The following is a 17,906-nucleotide window of genomic DNA, read 5'->3' on the forward strand; positions in this document are numbered from 1 at the left end:
CAAAGTAAACGATGACCCATAGTGAACTTCGCGGTAAAATACATATCAAATTGAAAAATTGCTGCTGACCTGGGGCATTGCTCCCGGGTCGGTTTTCTTTTTGCTTCTTGCCCGCTTAGGGGGGCAGGAGCAGGGAACACTGCTCCCAACAGGAATGTTTAAGAGGTATAACAAATGCAAGCTATTCCGATGACCTTACGTGGTGCCGAAAAACTGCGCGAAGAGCTGGATTTCCTGAAATCCGTGCGTCGTCCTGAAATCATCGCCGCTATCGCGGATGCGCGCGAGCATGGCGACCTGAAAGAGAACGCTGAATACCACGCCGCGCGTGAGCAGCAGGGCTTCTGTGAAGGGCGTATTAAAGATATCGAAGCAAAACTGTCCAATGCACAGGTTATCGATATCACCAAAATGCCTAACAACGGGCGTGTGATCTTTGGTTCTACCGTGACCGTGCTGAACCTGGACAACGACGAAGAGCAGACCTATCGCATCGTGGGTGATGATGAAGCAGACTTCAAACAGAACCTGATTTCAGTGAACTCCCCGATTGCTCGCGGCCTGATTGGCAAAGAGCAGGACGATGTTGTCACCATTCGCACCCCTGGCGGTGAAGTGGAATACGAAATTATTAAGGTTGAATACCTGTAATTCGCTTCTCTACTAAGATGTTGATACATTGTAAAGAAAAGAAAAAGGCCGCATAGCGGCCTTTTATCAACTCAAGGAGCATGGCATTTTGCTCGCCTGCTGACAGAAATCCCTCGTTTCACACAGAAAATGTGTTTGATTCAGGATATCCTTAGCGTGGCAGCGAGATTTTACGCTCTTTAGATGGGCGGTAGAGCACCAGCGTTTTACCGATGACCTGTACATTACAGGCGCCGGTTTCGCGCACGATGGCTTCCACGATCAGGTTTTTAGTGTCTCTGTCTTCAGAGGCGATTTTCACCTTGATCAGCTCGTGGTGTTCCAGCGCTTGTTCAATCTCGGCAAGCACCCCTTCGGTCAAACCATTGTTGCCAAGCATCACTACAGGCTTGAGCGGATGTGCCAGACCTTTAAGGTGCTGTTTTTGTTTAGTACTCAGATTCATCGTATATTTTTGCTTACGTTGGGATTGAAAACGGTTCATTCTACCGCCATCTCCCTTATATCGCCAAATAGCTGCGTAGAAATTTACGTCACAGGCAGGTAACGATGAACCAGGACGGAAATGTTAAATGACAGGTAAAAAGCGTTCTGCCAGCTCCAGCCGCTGGCTTCAGGAACACTTTAGCGATAAATATGTTCAACAGGCACAGAAAAAGGGGTTGCGTTCCCGTGCCTGGTTTAAACTTGATGAAATACAGCAAAGTGACAAACTTTTTAAGCCGGGGATGACGGTTGTTGACCTCGGTGCGGCACCTGGCGGATGGTCCCAGTATGCGGTAACGCAGATCGGCGGAACGGGCCGAATCATCGCGTGCGATCTTTTACCAATGGATCCCATCGTCGGTGTCGACTTCCTTCAGGGCGACTTTCGTGATGAATTAGTGCTGAAAGCGTTACTTGATCGTGTAGGTGACAGTAAGGTCCAGGTTGTCATGTCTGATATGGCACCAAATATGTGCGGAACACCGGCGGTGGATATCCCCCGCGCCATGTATCTGGTGGAGCTAGCGTTAGAAATGTGTCGTGATGTACTAGCGCCTGGTGGTAGTTTTGTTGTGAAGGTGTTTCAGGGCGAAGGTTTCGAGGAGTATCTTAAGGAAATTCGCTCCCTGTTTGCGAAGGTTAAAGTTCGTAAGCCGGACTCTTCCCGGGCCCGTTCCCGAGAAGTGTATATTGTAGCGACCGGGCGAAAATGATAACCGGTAGATTTCAGGCGAAAGTTTGAATGAAACTGGATATAGAGTATCCTGACGCTGTTTTTAACACAGTTGTAATATGAGGTTAATCCCTTGAGTGACATGGCGAAAAACCTAATACTCTGGCTGGTCATTGCCGTTGTGCTGATGTCAGTATTCCAGAGCTTTGGGCCCAGCGAGTCGAATGGCCGCAAGGTGGATTATTCTACCTTCCTGCAGGAGGTCAATCAGGACCAGGTTCGCGAAGCGCGTATCAACGGACGTGAGATCAACGTTACCAAGAAAGATAGTAACCGTTACACGACTTACATCCCGGTGAACGATCCTAAGCTGCTTGATAACCTTCTGACCAAAAACGTCAAGGTGGTAGGTGAGCCGCCAGAAGAACCAAGCCTGCTGGCTTCTATCTTCATTTCCTGGTTCCCGATGCTGCTTCTTATCGGCGTCTGGATCTTCTTTATGCGCCAGATGCAGGGCGGCGGTGGCAAAGGTGCCATGTCGTTCGGTAAGAGCAAGGCGCGTATGCTGACGGAAGACCAGATCAAGACTACCTTCGCTGACGTCGCCGGTTGTGACGAAGCGAAAGAAGAGGTGGGTGAACTGGTTGAGTACCTGCGTGAACCGAGCCGTTTCCAGAAGCTGGGCGGTAAGATCCCGAAAGGCGTGCTGATGGTTGGCCCTCCGGGTACCGGTAAAACCCTGCTGGCGAAAGCCATCGCGGGCGAAGCGAAGGTGCCGTTCTTTACTATTTCAGGTTCTGACTTCGTTGAAATGTTCGTGGGTGTCGGTGCATCTCGTGTGCGTGACATGTTTGAGCAGGCCAAAAAGGCAGCACCGTGCATTATCTTCATCGATGAAATCGACGCCGTGGGCCGCCAGCGTGGCGCAGGTCTGGGCGGTGGTCACGATGAACGTGAACAGACGCTGAACCAGATGCTGGTTGAGATGGACGGCTTCGAAGGTAACGAAGGTATCATCGTTATCGCGGCGACTAACCGTCCGGACGTACTTGACCCCGCGCTGCTGCGTCCAGGCCGTTTCGACCGTCAGGTTGTTGTGGGTCTGCCGGACGTTCGCGGTCGTGAACAGATTCTGAAAGTTCACATGCGTCGCGTACCGCTGGCGCCAGATATCGACGCGGCAATCATTGCGCGCGGTACCCCGGGCTTCTCCGGTGCTGACCTGGCGAACCTGGTCAACGAAGCTGCTCTGTTTGCCGCTCGCGGTAACAAGCGCGTCGTGTCGATGGTGGAGTTTGAGAAAGCGAAAGACAAAATCATGATGGGTGCGGAACGTCGCTCCATGGTGATGACGGAAGCGCAGAAAGAGTCCACGGCATACCACGAAGCGGGTCACGCGATTATTGGTCGCCTCGTGCCGGAACACGATCCGGTGCATAAAGTGACGATTATTCCGCGCGGTCGTGCGCTGGGTGTGACCTTCTTCCTGCCTGAAGGCGACGCGATCAGCGCCAGCCGCCAGAAGCTGGAAAGCCAGATTTCGACCCTGTACGGCGGTCGACTGGCAGAAGAGATTATCTACGGTGTGGAACATGTTTCTACCGGTGCGTCCAACGACATTAAAGTTGCGACAAACCTGGCGCGTAACATGGTGACGCAGTGGGGCTTCTCCGACAAACTCGGTCCGCTGCTGTATGCAGAGGAAGAGGGTGAAGTATTCCTCGGCCGTTCTGTGGCTAAAGCGAAACATATGTCCGATGAGACGGCTCGTATCATCGACCAGGAAGTAAAATCTCTGGTAGAGCGTAACTACGCACGTGCACGCCAGATCCTGACCGACAATATGGACATCCTGCATTCGATGAAAGATGCGCTCATGAAATATGAGACCATCGATGCACCGCAGATTGACGACCTGATGGCGCGCCGTGAAGTGCGTCCGCCAGCGGGCTGGGAAGACCCAGGCGCTTCCAATAATTCTGACAACAATGGCACCCCGCGTGCGCCGCGTCCGGTTGATGAACCGCGTACGCCAAACCCGGGCAACACCATGTCAGAACAGTTGGGCGATAAGTAAGTCACTGCTGTTGAAGCGTTTGTCTGTACCTCAAACCCTGGAGCTTGCTCCGGGGTTTTTCATTTCTGTTTAACGATATAGATACCAGGGATTTCGCCATGAAATTATTCGCTCAGGACTCGCATCTCGATCTTTCACATCCCCATGTGATGGGGATCCTGAATGTTACCCCTGACTCCTTCTCTGACGGCGGCACGCATAACACGCTTATCGAGGCGGTTAAACACGCGAATCTAATGATTAATGCGGGTGCCACCATTATTGACGTGGGCGGCGAATCGACGCGTCCTGGTGCGGCTGACGTGTCTGTGGAAGAAGAGCTGGCGCGCGTGGTGCCGGTGGTTGAAGCTATCGCGCAGCGGTTTGAAGTATGGATCTCCGTTGATACCTCTAAACCCGAAGTGATTCGTGAAGTGGCGAGAGTGGGCGCTCATATTATCAATGATATCCGTTCACTCACTGAACCTGGCGCACTAGAAGCCGCGGCAGAGACCGGGTTACCGGTATGCCTGATGCACATGCAGGGCCAACCGAAAACCATGCAGGAAGCACCGAAGTATGATGATGTCTTTGCCGCCGTGAATCGCTTCTTTATTGAGCATATTGCGCGCTGTGAACGTGCAGGTATCCCAAAAGAGAAATTGCTGCTCGACCCGGGGTTCGGTTTCGGTAAAAATCTCTCCCACAATTATGCGTTGCTTGCGCGCTTATCGGAATTCCATCACTTTGACCTGCCGCTGCTGGTGGGGATGTCGAGAAAGTCGATGATTGGGCAGTTGCTGAACGTGGGGCCGAGCGAACGCCTGAGCGGCAGCCTGTCCTGCGCGGTGATTGCGGCGATGCAGGGCGCGCACATTATTCGTGTCCATGACGTCAAAGAAACAGTAGAAGCCATGCGTGTGGTGGAAGCCACACTGGCAGCGAAGGAAAACAAACGCTATGAGTAATCGTAAGTATTTTGGCACCGATGGTATCCGTGGGCGTGTAGGCGATGCTCCCATCACCCCTGATTTTGTCCTGAAGCTCGGCTGGGCTGCTGGCAAAGTGCTGGCGCGTCATGGTTCCCGTAAGATCATTATCGGTAAAGACACCCGTATTTCCGGCTATATGCTGGAGTCTGCGCTGGAGGCGGGTCTGGCGGCGGCTGGACTGTCCGCGTCCTTTACGGGCCCAATGCCAACGCCTGCTGTCGCGTATCTGACGCGCACTTTCCGTGCGGAAGCGGGGATTGTCATCTCAGCTTCTCACAACCCGTTCTACGACAACGGCATTAAATTCTTCTCCATTGACGGCACCAAGCTCCCGGATGACGTGGAAGAAGCCATTGAAGCCGAAATGGAAAAAGAGATCACCTGTGTAGATTCCGCAGAGCTGGGTAAAGCGAACCGTATCGTTGATGCGGCGGGCCGTTATATCGAATTCTGTAAAGGTACCTTCCCGAATGAGCTGAGCCTGGCTCACCTCAAAATTGTGGTGGACTGTGCTAATGGCGCGACCTATCACATCGCCCCGAATGTCTTCCGCGAACTGGGTGCGAAAGTCATCACCATTGGCTGCGAGCCGGATGGTCTGAACATTAACGAGCAGGTGGGGGCAACTGATGTTCGTGCCCTGCAGGCGCGTGTTCTGGCAGAGAAAGCCGACCTGGGCATTGCGCTGGACGGCGACGGTGACCGCGTGATCATGGTCGACCACGAAGGTAACAAGGTAGACGGCGATCAGATCCTCTACATCATTGCCCGTGAGGGCCTGCGTCAGGGCCAGCTGCGCGGCGGTGCGGTGGGCACGCTGATGAGTAACATGGGCCTGGAACTGGCGCTGAAACAGCTCGGTATTCCGTTTGTCCGCGCGAAAGTGGGTGACCGCTATGTGCTGGAAAAATTGCAGGAGAAGGGCTGGCGCATCGGCGCAGAAAACTCGGGTCACGTGATCCTGCTCGATAAAACCACAACCGGTGACGGTATCGTGGCTGCGCTGCAGGTGGTTGCCGCAATGGCGCGCAACCATATGAGCCTGCACGATCTGTGCAGCGGAATGAAAATGTTCCCACAGATCCTGGTAAATGTACGCTTCACTGCAGGTAAAGGCGATCCGCTGGAAAATGAGAACGTTAAAGCGGTGATGGCTGACGTTGAAGCGGCCCTGGGCAATCGTGGCCGCGTGCTGCTGCGTAAGTCCGGTACTGAACCGCTGATCCGCGTGATGGTGGAAGGTGAAGACGAAGCGCAGGTAACCGAATTTGCACATCGTATTGCGGATGCTGTGAAAGCTGCATAATTGTGCACGCTAAATGTATAAAAAGGCGGCTTTTGTCGCCTTTGTTTTAAGCAATTAATGGCTTTTTGCTGTTTTTTTCCGCAGTTGATACAATGCGTCAAAAATGCCCTTGCGAAGGTCATTCGCTTTGGTTAGTATTCACACCCGCTTCAGTGGGAAACAAAAATCCTGCTAATTGGTCGAAGCATTGGTATGCGGCAAATCCGCAAGGAACAGGTTGATTATGTACGAAGCTCTTTTAGTTATTTTCCTTATTGTAGCCATCGCTCTCGTAGCGCTGATCATGCTGCAGCAAGGTAAAGGCGCTGATATGGGAGCCTCCTTCGGAGCAGGCGCTTCCGGTACGCTGTTCGGTTCAAGTGGTTCTGCGAACTTCATGACCCGCACAACGGCGATTCTGGCTACGCTGTTCTTCATCATCAGTCTGGTGCTTGGCAATATCAACAGCAACAAGACCAGCAAAGGAAGCGAGTGGGAAAATCTGAGCGCGCCAGCGAAAACTGAGCAGACTCAGCCAGCTGCACCGGCTAAGCCAACCAGCGATATCCCGCACTAAGTATTCTGTACCGAGGTGGTGGAATTGGTAGACACGCTACCTTGAGGTGGTAGTGCCCTAACGGGCTTGTGGGTTCGAGTCCCATCCTCGGTACCAATATTCCAGAAGAAAGACGTCGAAAGACGTCTTTTTTTTTCGTCTGTAGACTGCGAGATCTCCGATCTTTTGTAGGGCGGGTAAGCGCATGCGCCACTCGCCATGTTGCCCGGTGGCGCTGCGCTTACCGGGCCTACGAAAATCAAAATAAAAAAGGCGCCCTGTGGGCGCCTTTTGCACGTTACGTCAGCGATTACTTCTTATCGCTGTGCTCCAGGTTTTCAACCTGCGGCAGACCGTTACCTGAACTGGCGGAGAGCAGGCCATTCTCAACATAGTTGAACAGCTTCTCGCGGGTATCGGTGATGTCCAGGTTACGCATGGTCAGCTGACCAATACGATCGTCCGGTGAGAACACGGATTCACCTTTCTCCATGGTCAGACGCTCTGCTTTATAGGTCAGGTTGTCAGACACGGTGTTCAGGATGGAGTAGTCGTTGCCGCGACGCAGCTCCAGCGTCACTTCACCGGTGATCGCGCTTGCCACCCAACGCTGCAGCGCATCACGCAGCATCAGCGCCTGTGGATCGAACCAGCGGCCCTGATACAGCAGTTTACCCAGCTGACGGCCATGAGAGTGATACTGCTCAATGGTGTCTTCGTTGTGAATGCCGGTCAGCAGACGCTCGTAAGCGATGTGCAGCAGCGCCATTCCCGGGGCTTCATAGATGCCACGGCTTTTCGCTTCGATGATGCGGTTTTCAATCTGATCGCTCATGCCCAGACCGTGACGACCACCAATACGGTTAGCTTCCAGCATTAGTTCAACATCATCAGAGAAGGTTTTACCGTTCAGCGCAACCGGATGGCCGCGTTCGAAACGCACGGTCACTTCTTCAGCCTGGATTTTGACGTTCTCGTCCCAGAACTTCACGCCCATGATCGGGTTAACGATCTTCACGCTGGAGTTCAGGAATTCCAGGTCTTTCGCTTCGTGCGTCGCACCCAGCATGTTGGAGTCGGTGGAGTAGGCCTTCTCGACTGACATCTTATAGTCGAAGCCGCAGGCGATCATAAACTCGGACATTTCATGACGGCCACCCAGCTCGTCGATGAAGTCGGTATCCAGCCACGGCTTGTAGATCTGCAGTTCGGCGTTGGTCAGCAGGCCATAACGATAGAAACGTTCAATATCGTTACCTTTATAGGTGCTACCGTCACCCCAGATGTTCACGCCGTCTTCTTTCATCGCCGCAACCAGCATAGTGCCGGTGACCGCACGGCCCAGAGGGGTGGTGTTGAAATAGGTCAGGCCGCCGGTGGTGTTATGGAACGCACCGCACTGAATAGCCGCGATACCTTCAGCGACCAGTTGCTTGCGGCAGTCAATCAGGCGCGCGTTCTCTGCACCATACTCTTTAGCGCGACGAGGAATGGCATCGTAGTCGTCCTCATCCGGCTGACCCAGGTTCGCAGTATAGGCGTACGGAACCGCTCCCTTCTGGCGCATCCACAGCAGTGCAGCGCTGGTATCCAGGCCGCCTGAGAAAGCGATGCCAATACGTTGTCCTACCGGAAGATGCTTGAGAATCGTCGTCATAGAATAAAACCCTGCTTGATTGACTGATTAGAGACCGCTTTCGCTCTCTTGTGCATTTTTATGCAAAATAAGTGAGTATTCATTTAATCATCTTTTGGCGAAGACCGGAAGAGAGTCGTGCGTTTTTTGTAAAAATTTTGGTCTAATCGATCTGGCGGAAGTTGGGTTGACAGGTGGGGTCAACTATCAATATACTAAACGCCGATTTTACGTCCCGTCTTCGGTACCAAATCCCAGCATTATTTGCAAATTCTGTCCAAAACGCGTAGAATTTGCCACGTTTCAGGCGCGGGGTGGAGCAGCCTGGTAGCTCGTCGGGCTCATAACCCGAAGGTCGTCGGTTCAAATCCGGCCCCCGCAACCACTTTCCCATAAAGTTCTTTTTCAAATATACTGTGAAGACTTAGAGCCTTCGTAGCTGGATTTGAAAAAATTCTTTCGGAAAGTGCTCCAGGCCACAGTTGTGGCTATAGGGTTCAGTTATCTAAAGCCCCGATTTATCGGGGTTTTTTGTTATCTGACTACAGAATAACTGGGCTTTACGCCCTTTTTTTATGTCTTGGGGGTGGGCTTGTCCACATTAGAGCAAAAATTAACAGAGATGATTACTGCACCGGTCGAAGCACTGGGCTACGAACTGGTCGGCATCGAATTCGTTCGCGGCCGTACATCGACGCTGCGCATCTATATTGATAGTGAAGATGGCATCAATGTTGATGATTGTGCTGATGTCAGCCACCAGGTGAGTGCGGTTCTTGATGTTGAAGACCCGATTACCGTTGCGTACAACCTGGAAGTTTCCTCACCTGGCCTCGATCGCCCGATGTTCACGGCCGAGCACTATGTGCGCTTTACCGGTGAAGAAGTGGCTCTCGTTCTGCGTATGGCCGTACAGAACCGCCGTAAATGGCAGGGAATTATCAAAGCCGTTGATGGTGAAATGATCACGGTGACAGTCGAAGGCAAAGATGAAGTGTTCGCGCTGAGTAATATCCAGAAGGCGAACCTGGTTCCCCACTTTTAACAGTCTGGATTGAGGTGAAAAGCCCGCGATGAACAAAGAAATTTTGGCTGTTGTTGAAGCCGTCTCCAACGAGAAATCACTGCCGCGTGAGAAGATTTTCGAAGCGCTGGAAAGTGCACTGGCTACAGCAACCAAGAAAAAATACGAACAAGAGATCGATGTTCGCGTAGAAATCGATCGTAAAAGCGGTGACTTCGATACATTCCGTCGTTGGGTAATCGTTGAAGAAGTGACCCAGCCGACCAAAGAGATCACGCTGGAAGCTGCCCGTTTTGAAGACGAAAGTCTGAACGTGGGCGAGTACGTAGAAGATCAGATTGAATCTGTGACCTTCGACCGTATCACGACTCAGACCGCTAAACAGGTTATCGTGCAGAAAGTGCGCGAAGCCGAGCGTGCGCTGGTTGTCGATCAGTTCCGCGATCAGGAAGGCGAGATCATCACCGGCGTGGTGAAAAAAGTGAACCGCGACAACATCTCCCTGGAGATCAAATCCGAAGGGTTGCCGGGTAACGCTGAAGCCGTGATCCTGCGTGAAGATATGCTGCCGCGTGAAAACTTCCGTCCAGGCGACCGTATTCGCGGTGTTCTGTACGCCGTTCGCCCTGAAGCGCGTGGTGCACAGCTGTTCGTGACCCGTTCTAAACCAGAAATGCTGGTAGAACTGTTCCGTATTGAAGTGCCGGAAATCGGTGAAGAAGTTATCGAGATTAAAGCGGCGGCTCGCGATCCGGGCTCCCGTGCGAAAATTGCGGTGAAAACCAATGACAAGCGTATCGACCCGGTCGGTGCTTGCGTCGGTATGCGCGGTGCGCGCGTTCAGGCAGTTTCGACTGAGCTGGGCGGCGAACGTATTGATATCGTTCTGTGGGATGACAACCCGGCGCAGTTCGTGATCAACGCAATGGCTCCAGCTGATGTGGCGTCTATCGTTGTTGACGAAGACAAACACACCATGGATATCGCTGTTGAAGCGGGCAACCTGGCGCAGGCAATCGGCCGTAACGGTCAGAACGTACGCCTGGCGTCACAGCTGAGTGGCTGGGAACTCAACGTAATGACCGTTGATGACCTGCAGGCTAAGCATCAGGCTGAAGCCCATGCGGCGATCGATACCTTCACTAAATACCTGGATATTGACGAAGACTTCGCCACTGTTCTGGTTGAAGAAGGTTTCTCTACGCTGGAAGAACTGGCCTATGTGCCAATGAAAGAGCTGCTGGAAATTGACGGTCTGGATGAACCAACCGTTGAAGCCCTGCGTGAACGCGCTAAAAACGCACTGACCACCCTGGCACTGGCTCAGGAAGAAAGCCTTGGCGATAAGAAGCCGGCTGATGACCTGCTGAATCTGGAAGGTCTTGATCGTGCGATTGCGTTCAAGCTGGCTGCCCGTGGTGTTTGTACGCTGGAAGATCTCGCTGAGCAAGGCGTTGATGACCTGGCTGATATCGAAGGTTTAACCGACGAGAAAGCCGGCGAGCTCATCATGGCCGCACGTAATATTTGCTGGTTCGGCGACGAAGCGTAATAAACTGTAGCAGGAAGGAACAGCATGACTGATGTAACTGTAAAATCGCTGGCTGCTGAGATTCAGACCTCCGTGGACCGCCTGGTACAGCAATTTGCTGATGCAGGGATCCCGAAGTCCGCTGATGACTCGGTGACCGCGCAAGAAAAACAAACCTTGTTAACGCACCTGAACCGTGAACACGGTTCTACGCCTGACAAGTTAACGCTGCAGCGCAAAACGCGTAGCACGTTAAACATCCCTGGTACCGGTGGCAAAAGCAAATCGGTCCAAATTGAAGTCCGCAAGACGCGCACCTTTGTAAAACGTGATCCGCAAGAGGCAGAACGCCTTGCCGCGGAAGAGCAGGCACAGCGTGAAGCGGAAGAACAAGCTCAGCGTGAGGCGGAAGCAACCGCCAAACGTGAAGCAGAATTAAAAGCTGAACGTGAGGCCGCAGAAAAAGCGAAACGCGACGCAAGTGATAAAGTGAAGCGTGACGCTGCGGAAAAAGACAAAGTGAGCAATCAACAGACAGACGAAATGACCAAAACCGCCCAGGCTGAAAAAGCCCGCCGTGAAAATGAAGCTGCCGAGCTGAAGCGTAAAGCGGAAGAAGAAGCCCGCCGTAAGCTGGAAGAAGAAGCTCGCCGCGTCGCCGAAGAAGCGCGCCGTATGGCAGAAGAAAACGAGAAGAATGGTGTGAATACCGTTGAGCCGACTGAAGACACCAGCGACTATCACGTGACCACTTCTCAGCATGCGCGTCAGGCTGAAGATGATAACGACCGTGAAGTTGAAGGCGGTCGTGGCCGTGGCCGTAATGCAAAAGCAGCGCGTCCGGCGAAAAAAGGCAACAAACACGCTGAATCCAAAGCTGACCGTGAAGAAGCACGCGCTGCTGTTCGCGGCGGTAAAGGCGGTAAGCGTAAAGGTTCCGCTCTGCAGCAGAGCTTCCAGAAGCCTGCTCAGGCCGTTAACCGTGACGTCGTGATTGGCGAAACCATCACCGTTGGCGATCTGGCGAACAAGATGGCGGTTAAAGGCTCTCAGGTCATCAAAGCGATGATGAAACTGGGCGCCATGGCGACCATCAACCAGGTCATCGATCAGGAAACCGCACAGCTGGTTGCTGAAGAGATGGGCCACAAAGTTATCCTGCGTCGTGAAAACGAGCTGGAAGAAGCAGTAATGAGCGACCGTGATACTGGCGCTGCGGCTGAACCGCGTGCACCGGTTGTGACCATCATGGGTCACGTTGACCACGGTAAAACCTCTCTGCTTGACTACATTCGTTCTACTAAGGTTGCCTCTGGTGAAGCGGGTGGTATTACCCAGCACATCGGTGCTTACCATGTAGAAACCGAAAACGGTATGATCACCTTCCTGGATACCCCAGGCCACGCAGCGTTTACCTCAATGCGTGCTCGTGGTGCTCAGGCAACGGATATCGTTGTACTGGTTGTTGCCGCAGACGACGGCGTGATGCCACAGACCATCGAAGCTATCCAGCACGCGAAAGCGGCGCAGGTGCCTCTGGTTGTTGCAGTCAACAAAATCGATAAGCCAGAAGCCGATCTGGACCGCGTGAAGAACGAACTGTCTCAGTACGGCGTTATGCCGGAAGAGTGGGGCGGTGAAGCGCAGTTCATCCCAGTATCTGCGAAAGCGGGTACCGGTATCGACGACCTGCTGAACGCGATCCTGCTGCAGGCTGAAGTACTGGAGCTGAAAGCGATCCGTAATGGTATGGCGAGCGGCGCGGTAATCGAATCCTTCCTGGATAAAGGTCGTGGTCCGGTTGCAACCGTTCTGGTACGCGAAGGTACCCTGAACAAGGGCGACATCGTTCTGTGTGGCTTCGAATACGGCCGCGTTCGTGCGATGCGTAACGAACTGGGTCAGGAAGTTCTGGAAGCGGGTCCGTCCATTCCAGTGGAAATCCTGGGTCTGTCCGGTGTTCCGGCTGCCGGTGACGAAGTGACCGTTGTGCGTGACGAGAAGAAAGCGCGTGAAGTTGCGCTGTATCGTCAGGGCAAATTCCGTGAAGTTAAACTGGCTCGTCAGCAGAAATCTAAACTCGAGAACATGTTTGCCAACATGACCGAGGGCGAAGTTCACGAAGTGAACATCGTTCTGAAAGCTGACGTTCAGGGTTCTGTGGAAGCGATCTCCGACTCCTTGCTGAAACTGTCTACCGACGAAGTGAAAGTGAAGATCATCGGTTCTGGCGTAGGTGGTATCACCGAAACTGACGCGACCCTGGCTGCTGCCTCCAACGCTATCCTGGTTGGCTTCAACGTTCGTGCGGATGCATCTGCGCGTAAAGTAATTGAAGCCGAAAGCCTGGATCTGCGTTACTACTCCGTCATCTATAACCTGATCGACGAAGTGAAAGCAGCGATGAGCGGCATGCTGTCTCCTGAGCTGAAACAGCAGATCATCGGTCTGGCTGAAGTACGTGACGTGTTCAAATCACCGAAATTCGGTGCGATCGCGGGCTGTATGGTTACCGAAGGTAACATCAAGCGTCACAACCCAATCCGCGTACTGCGTGACAACGTGGTTATCTACGAAGGCGAGCTGGAATCCCTGCGCCGCTTCAAAGATGACGTTAACGAAGTCCGTAACGGCATGGAATGTGGTATCGGCGTGAAGAACTACAACGACGTTCGCGTTGGCGATATGATCGAAGTGTTCGAGATCATCGAAATTCAGCGTACCATCGCTTAATTACCGATTGTAAGCCGGGATCGCCTCGCGCCACCCGGCAATAATTTTAAAAGGGGCTTTTAGCCCCTTTTTTGTCTGGAGAATTTATTATGGCGAAAGAATTTGGTCGCCCTCAGCGCGTAGCGCAGGAAATGCAGAAAGAGATCGCGCTCATTCTGCAACGTGAAATTAAAGACCCGCGCGTCGGCATGATGACCACCGTTTCCGGTGTCGAAATGTCCCGCGATTTGGCCTATGCAAAAGTGTTCGTCACCTTCCTGAACGATCAGGACGAAGCGGCAGTGAAAAACGGCATTAAAGCGCTGCAGGAAGCCTCTGGTTTCATCCGCTCCCTGCTCGGCAAAGCGATGCGCCTGCGCATCGTGCCTGAGCTGACCTTCTTCTACGACAACTCGCTGGTTGAAGGTATGCGTATGTCCAACCTGGTGACCAGCGTGGTTAAACATGACGACGAGCGTCGTGTTAACCCGGCGGACGACAGCAAGGAGGACTAATGAGTCGTCCTCGTCGTCGTGGTCGCGACGTGCATGGTGTGCTGCTGCTGGATAAACCCCAGGGCGCTTCCAGCAACGACGTGCTGCAGAAAGTTAAGCGTATTTATAACGCCAACCGTGCGGGCCACACCGGCGCGCTCGATCCGCTGGCAACAGGCATGCTGCCGGTCTGCCTGGGAGAGGCGACAAAGTTTTCCCAGTACCTGCTCGACTCCGATAAGCGCTACCGCGTTATCGCTAAACTGGGCCAGCGCACGGATACCTCCGACGCGGATGGCCAGGTGGTGGAAGAGCGTCCGGTGACGTTCAGCGCGGAACAGCTTGATGCTGCGCTGGAGAGCTTCCGTGGAGACACGATGCAGGTGCCGTCGATGTATTCGGCGCTGAAATATCAGGGCAAGAAGCTCTACGAATATGCGCGCCAGGGCATTGACGTTCCGCGTGAAGCCCGTCCGATAACCGTGTATGAGCTGCTGTTTATTCGCCACGAAGGTGATGAGCTGGAGCTGGAAGTACACTGTTCGAAAGGGACCTATATTCGCACTATCATCGACGACCTCGGTGAAAAGCTGGGCTGCGGCGCGCATGTGATTTACCTGCGCCGCCTGGCGGTGAGCAAGTACCCGGTGGAGCGGATGGTGACCCTGGAATATCTGCGCGAGCTGGTAGAACAGGCGGAAGCGCAGGGGATTGCGCCGGCAGATTTGCTGGATCCTTTGCTGATGCCGATGGACAGTCCGGCAGCGGACTTCCCGGTTGTTAATCTTCCTTTAACATCGTCCGTTTACTTTAAGAACGGCAACCCGGTTCGTACGGCACAAGCGCCGCTGGAAGGACTGGTACGCGTGACCGAAGGTGACGAAGGGAAATTCATCGGTATGGGCGAAATGGATGGCGAAGGGCGCGTTGCGCCGCGTCGTCTGGTCGTCGAATATCCGGTCGACGCGTGACGGTGGTAACGGCTCACCTTGCGATAAGCAGGGGAGACGAGTAGAATATCGCCGCTTAACGCCTGGTAAATTGTTTAACAATCTGCGGGGCGTACATGGGATTGCTGAATTAGAGATCGGCATCCTTACATTCTTTATACTTTGGAGTTTGAAAATGTCTCTAAGCGTTGAAGCTAAAGCTAAAATCGTTTCTGAGTTTGGTCGTGGTACTAACGACAGCGGTTCTACCGAAGTTCAGGTTGCACTGCTGACTGCACAGATTAACCACCTGCAGGGTCACTTTGCAGAGCACAAAAAAGATCACCACAGCCGTCGTGGTCTGCTGCGTATGGTTTCTCAGCGTCGTAAACTGCTCGACTACCTGAAACGTAAAGATGTTGCACGCTACACCGCGCTGATCGAGCGTCTGGGTCTGCGTCGCTAATTCTTGCGAGTTTCAGAAAAGGGGGCCTGATGGCCCCTTTTTTCAACCAGACGGCAGCAATTCACTGGAAACTATTGTATTGTTGCTATAAATGATCTTCATTGCAGAGGTTCGCGCGGCTAATGAGAGGCTTCACCCATGGGGGTGTTGGTTGTCATTAGTCGCGAGGATGCGAAGAAGGTCGGGTTAAATCGACAGCACACCGGTGGTGTGCTGTCAAACATTTAAGAAAGGACAGAACTTTGCTGAATCCGATCGTTCGTAAATTCCAGTATGGTCAACATACCGTCACGCTGGAAACCGGCATGATGGCACGTCAGGCTACTGCTGCCGTTATGGTAAGCATGGATGACACTGCGGTATTCGTTACCGTTGTTGGCCAGAAAAAAGCTAAACCAGGTCAGGACTTCTTCCCGCTGACCGTTAACTACCAGGAGCGTACCTACGCTGCCGGTAAAATCCCGGGTGGTTTCTTCCGTCGTGAAGGCCGTCCAAGCGAAGGCGAAACCCTGATTGCGCGTCTGATTGACCGCCCGGTTCGTCCGCTGTTCCCGGAAGGCTTCGTTAACGAAGTACAGGTTATCGCGACCGTTGTTTCCGTTAACCCACAGGTTAACCCGGACATCGTTGCCATGATCGGCGCATCCGCTGCCCTGTCACTGTCTGGTATTCCATTTAATGGCCCAATCGGTGCCGCGCGCGTTGGCTACATCAACGACCAGTACGTACTGAACCCAACCCAGGAAGAGCTGAAAGAAAGTAAGCTGGACCTGGTTGTTGCGGGTACTGAAGCGGCTGTGCTGATGGTTGAATCCGAAGCTGAACTGCTGAGCGAAGACCAGATGCTGGGCGCTGTGGTATTTGGCCACGACCAGCAGCAGATCGTTATCCAGAACATCAACGACCTGGTGAAAGAAGCCGGTAAACCACGTTGGGACTGGCAGCCAGAAGCAGCAAACGATGCGCTGAACGCACGCGTTGCAGCTCTGGCAGAATCTCGTCTGAGCGATGCATACCGCATCACTGACAAACAGGAGCGTTACGCTCAGGTTGACGTGATCAAGTCTGAAACTATTGCGACGCTGGTTGCTGAAGACGAAACGCTGGACGCTAACGAACTGAGCGACATCCTGCACGCAATCGAGAAAAACGTTGTTCGTAGCCGTGTACTGGCAGGCGAGCCGCGTATCGATGGCCGCGAAAAAGACATGATCCGTGGTCTGGATGTGCGTACTGGCGTTCTGCCACGTACTCATGGTTCCGCGCTGTTCACCCGTGGCGAAACGCAGGCGCTGGTAACCGCGACCCTGGGTACTGCACGTGACGCACAGATCATCGACGAACTGATGGGCGAGCGCACTGACAGCTTCCTGTTCCACTACAACTTCCCTCCGTACTCCGTAGGCGAAACCGGTATGGTTGGCTCGCCGAAGCGTCGTGAAATTGGTCACGGTCGTCTGGCGAAGCGCGGCGTGCTGGCAGTAATGCCAGAAGCTGACAAGTTCCCGTACACCGTTCGTGTGGTTTCTGAGATCACCGAATCCAACGGTTCTTCTTCCATGGCTTCCGTGTGTGGTGCTTCTCTGGCGCTGATGGATGCAGGCGTGCCGATCAAAGCCGCCGTTGCGGGTATCGCAATGGGCCTGGTGAAAGAAGGCGACAACTTCGTTGTTCTGTCTGACATTCTGGGTGACGAAGACCACCTGGGCGATATGGACTTCAAAGTAGCGGGTTCCCGCGAAGGTATCTCTGCGCTGCAGATGGATATCAAAATTGAAGGTATCACCAAAGAGATCATGCAGGTTGCTCTGAACCAGGCTAAAGGTGCGCGTCTGCACATCCTGGGCGTGATGGAACAGGCGATTAACGCGCCGCGTGGCGACATTTCTCAATTCGCTCCACGTATCCACACCATCAAGATCAACCCAGACAAGATCAAAGATGTTATCGGTAAGGGCGGTTCCGTAATCCGTGCGCTGACCGAAGAGACTGGCACCACGATCGAAATCGAAGATGACGGTACTGTGAAGATCGCAGCAACCGACGGCGAGAAAGCGAAATTCGCGATCCGTCGCATCGAAGAAATCACGGCAGAGATCGAAGTGGGCCGCGTCTACGCAGGTAAAGTGACCCGTATCGTTGACTTTGGCGCGTTCGTTGCCATCGGTGGCGGTAAAGAAGGTCTGGTTCACATCTCTCAGATCGCTGACAAGCGCGTTGAGAAAGTGACCGATTACCTGCAGATGGGTCAGGAAGTACCGGTGAAAGTTCTGGAAGTTGATCGCCAGGGCCGTATCCGTCTGAGCATTAAAGAAGCAACCGAGCAGTCTCAGCCAGCTGCTGCGCCAGAAGCACAGGCAGCAGAACAGCAAGGCGAGTAAGTTGCCATTTGCCCTCCGCTTTGCGGAGGGCCTA

At 53.3% G+C, this 17,906-nt stretch carries 15 protein-coding genes and 2 tRNA genes; 15 read left to right on the forward strand and 2 right to left on the reverse strand.

Annotated features, from left to right (window positions below; all coding sequences use genetic code 11):
* The first annotated feature begins 174 nt into the window (after positions 1-174).
* Positions 175-651, forward strand: coding sequence for a transcription elongation factor GreA (greA, locus tag SPH27_RS15135; protein ID WP_014171793.1), 477 nt, complete (start codon positions 175-177; stop codon positions 649-651).
* Between the two features lie 151 nt (positions 652-802).
* Here the strand turns inward: greA and yhbY are convergent, their stop codons facing one another.
* A complete protein-coding gene (gene yhbY, locus SPH27_RS15140; protein WP_003861814.1) occupies positions 803-1,096 on the reverse strand; it encodes a ribosome assembly RNA-binding protein YhbY in 294 nt (97 codons plus the stop codon).
* 127 nt (positions 1,097-1,223) lie between these two features.
* Between yhbY and rlmE the strand changes: the two genes are divergently transcribed.
* From rlmE to SPH27_RS15170, 6 genes are all read left to right on the forward strand, one after another.
* A complete protein-coding gene (rlmE, locus tag SPH27_RS15145; protein WP_003861812.1) occupies positions 1,224-1,850 on the forward strand; it encodes a 23S rRNA (uridine(2552)-2'-O)-methyltransferase RlmE in 627 nt (208 codons plus the stop codon).
* A 102-nt stretch (positions 1,851-1,952) separates the two neighbouring features.
* Entirely contained in the window at positions 1,953-3,887 is a 1,935-nt protein-coding gene (gene ftsH, locus SPH27_RS15150) for an ATP-dependent zinc metalloprotease FtsH (RefSeq protein WP_029739626.1), read from the forward strand.
* Between the two features lie 98 nt (positions 3,888-3,985).
* On the forward strand, positions 3,986-4,834 hold the full coding sequence (gene folP, locus SPH27_RS15155) for a dihydropteroate synthase (protein ID WP_182071511.1): 849 nt from the start codon (positions 3,986-3,988) through the stop codon (positions 4,832-4,834).
* Positions 4,827-6,164 (forward strand): phosphoglucosamine mutase, encoded by a 1,338-nt coding sequence (gene glmM / locus SPH27_RS15160; RefSeq protein WP_023309339.1) that lies wholly within the window; start codon positions 4,827-4,829, stop codon positions 6,162-6,164. Before folP ends, glmM begins: the two co-directional genes overlap by 8 nt.
* Before the next feature lie 223 nt (positions 6,165-6,387).
* A complete protein-coding gene (gene secG / locus SPH27_RS15165; RefSeq protein ID WP_023333590.1) occupies positions 6,388-6,720 on the forward strand; it encodes a preprotein translocase subunit SecG in 333 nt (110 codons plus the stop codon).
* 9 nt (positions 6,721-6,729) lie between these two features.
* Positions 6,730-6,816 (forward strand) — tRNA-Leu (locus SPH27_RS15170).
* A 193-nt stretch (positions 6,817-7,009) separates the two neighbouring features.
* Here the strand turns inward: SPH27_RS15170 and argG are convergent.
* The gene (argG, locus tag SPH27_RS15175; RefSeq protein WP_024906366.1) at positions 7,010-8,356 is read right to left on the reverse strand and encodes an argininosuccinate synthase; all 1,347 of its coding nucleotides are present in this window, start codon (positions 8,354-8,356) and stop codon (positions 7,010-7,012) included.
* Between the two features lie 287 nt (positions 8,357-8,643).
* Between argG and SPH27_RS15180 the strand changes: the two genes are divergently transcribed.
* From SPH27_RS15180 to pnp, 8 genes are all read left to right on the forward strand, one after another.
* A tRNA-Met gene (locus SPH27_RS15180) sits at positions 8,644-8,720 on the forward strand.
* A 207-nt stretch (positions 8,721-8,927) separates the two neighbouring features.
* Positions 8,928-9,380, forward strand: coding sequence for a ribosome maturation factor RimP (rimP, locus tag SPH27_RS15185; protein ID WP_014833432.1), 453 nt, complete (start codon positions 8,928-8,930; stop codon positions 9,378-9,380).
* A gap of 28 nt (positions 9,381-9,408) precedes the next feature.
* The gene (gene nusA / locus SPH27_RS15190) at positions 9,409-10,911 is read left to right on the forward strand and encodes a transcription termination factor NusA (RefSeq protein ID WP_029739628.1); all 1,503 of its coding nucleotides are present in this window, start codon (positions 9,409-9,411) and stop codon (positions 10,909-10,911) included.
* Positions 10,912-10,935: 24 nt separating this feature from the next.
* Positions 10,936-13,623, forward strand: coding sequence for a translation initiation factor IF-2 (infB, locus tag SPH27_RS15195; protein ID WP_029739629.1), 2,688 nt, complete (start codon positions 10,936-10,938; stop codon positions 13,621-13,623).
* Positions 13,624-13,712: 89 nt separating this feature from the next.
* Positions 13,713-14,117: a 30S ribosome-binding factor RbfA gene (gene rbfA / locus SPH27_RS15200; protein WP_003024988.1), complete on the forward strand. Its 405-nt coding sequence runs from the start codon at positions 13,713-13,715 to the stop codon at positions 14,115-14,117.
* Positions 14,117-15,067 carry a tRNA pseudouridine(55) synthase TruB gene (gene truB, locus SPH27_RS15205; protein ID WP_094934463.1) on the forward strand — a complete coding sequence of 317 codons (951 nt, stop codon included), beginning with the start codon at positions 14,117-14,119 and terminating at the stop codon, positions 15,065-15,067. Before rbfA ends, truB begins: the two co-directional genes overlap by 1 nt.
* A 154-nt stretch (positions 15,068-15,221) precedes the next feature.
* Entirely contained in the window at positions 15,222-15,491 is a 270-nt protein-coding gene (rpsO, locus tag SPH27_RS15210) for a 30S ribosomal protein S15 (protein ID WP_003861789.1), read from the forward strand.
* A 242-nt stretch (positions 15,492-15,733) separates the two neighbouring features.
* Positions 15,734-17,872, forward strand: coding sequence for a polyribonucleotide nucleotidyltransferase (pnp, locus tag SPH27_RS15215; protein ID WP_024906369.1), 2,139 nt, complete (start codon positions 15,734-15,736; stop codon positions 17,870-17,872).
* The last annotated feature ends 34 nt before the right edge of the window (positions 17,873-17,906 follow it).

This window comes from Enterobacter sp. A103, from assembly GCF_034427535.1.
Taxonomy (GTDB): Bacteria; Pseudomonadota; Gammaproteobacteria; order Enterobacterales; family Enterobacteriaceae; genus Enterobacter; species Enterobacter asburiae_B.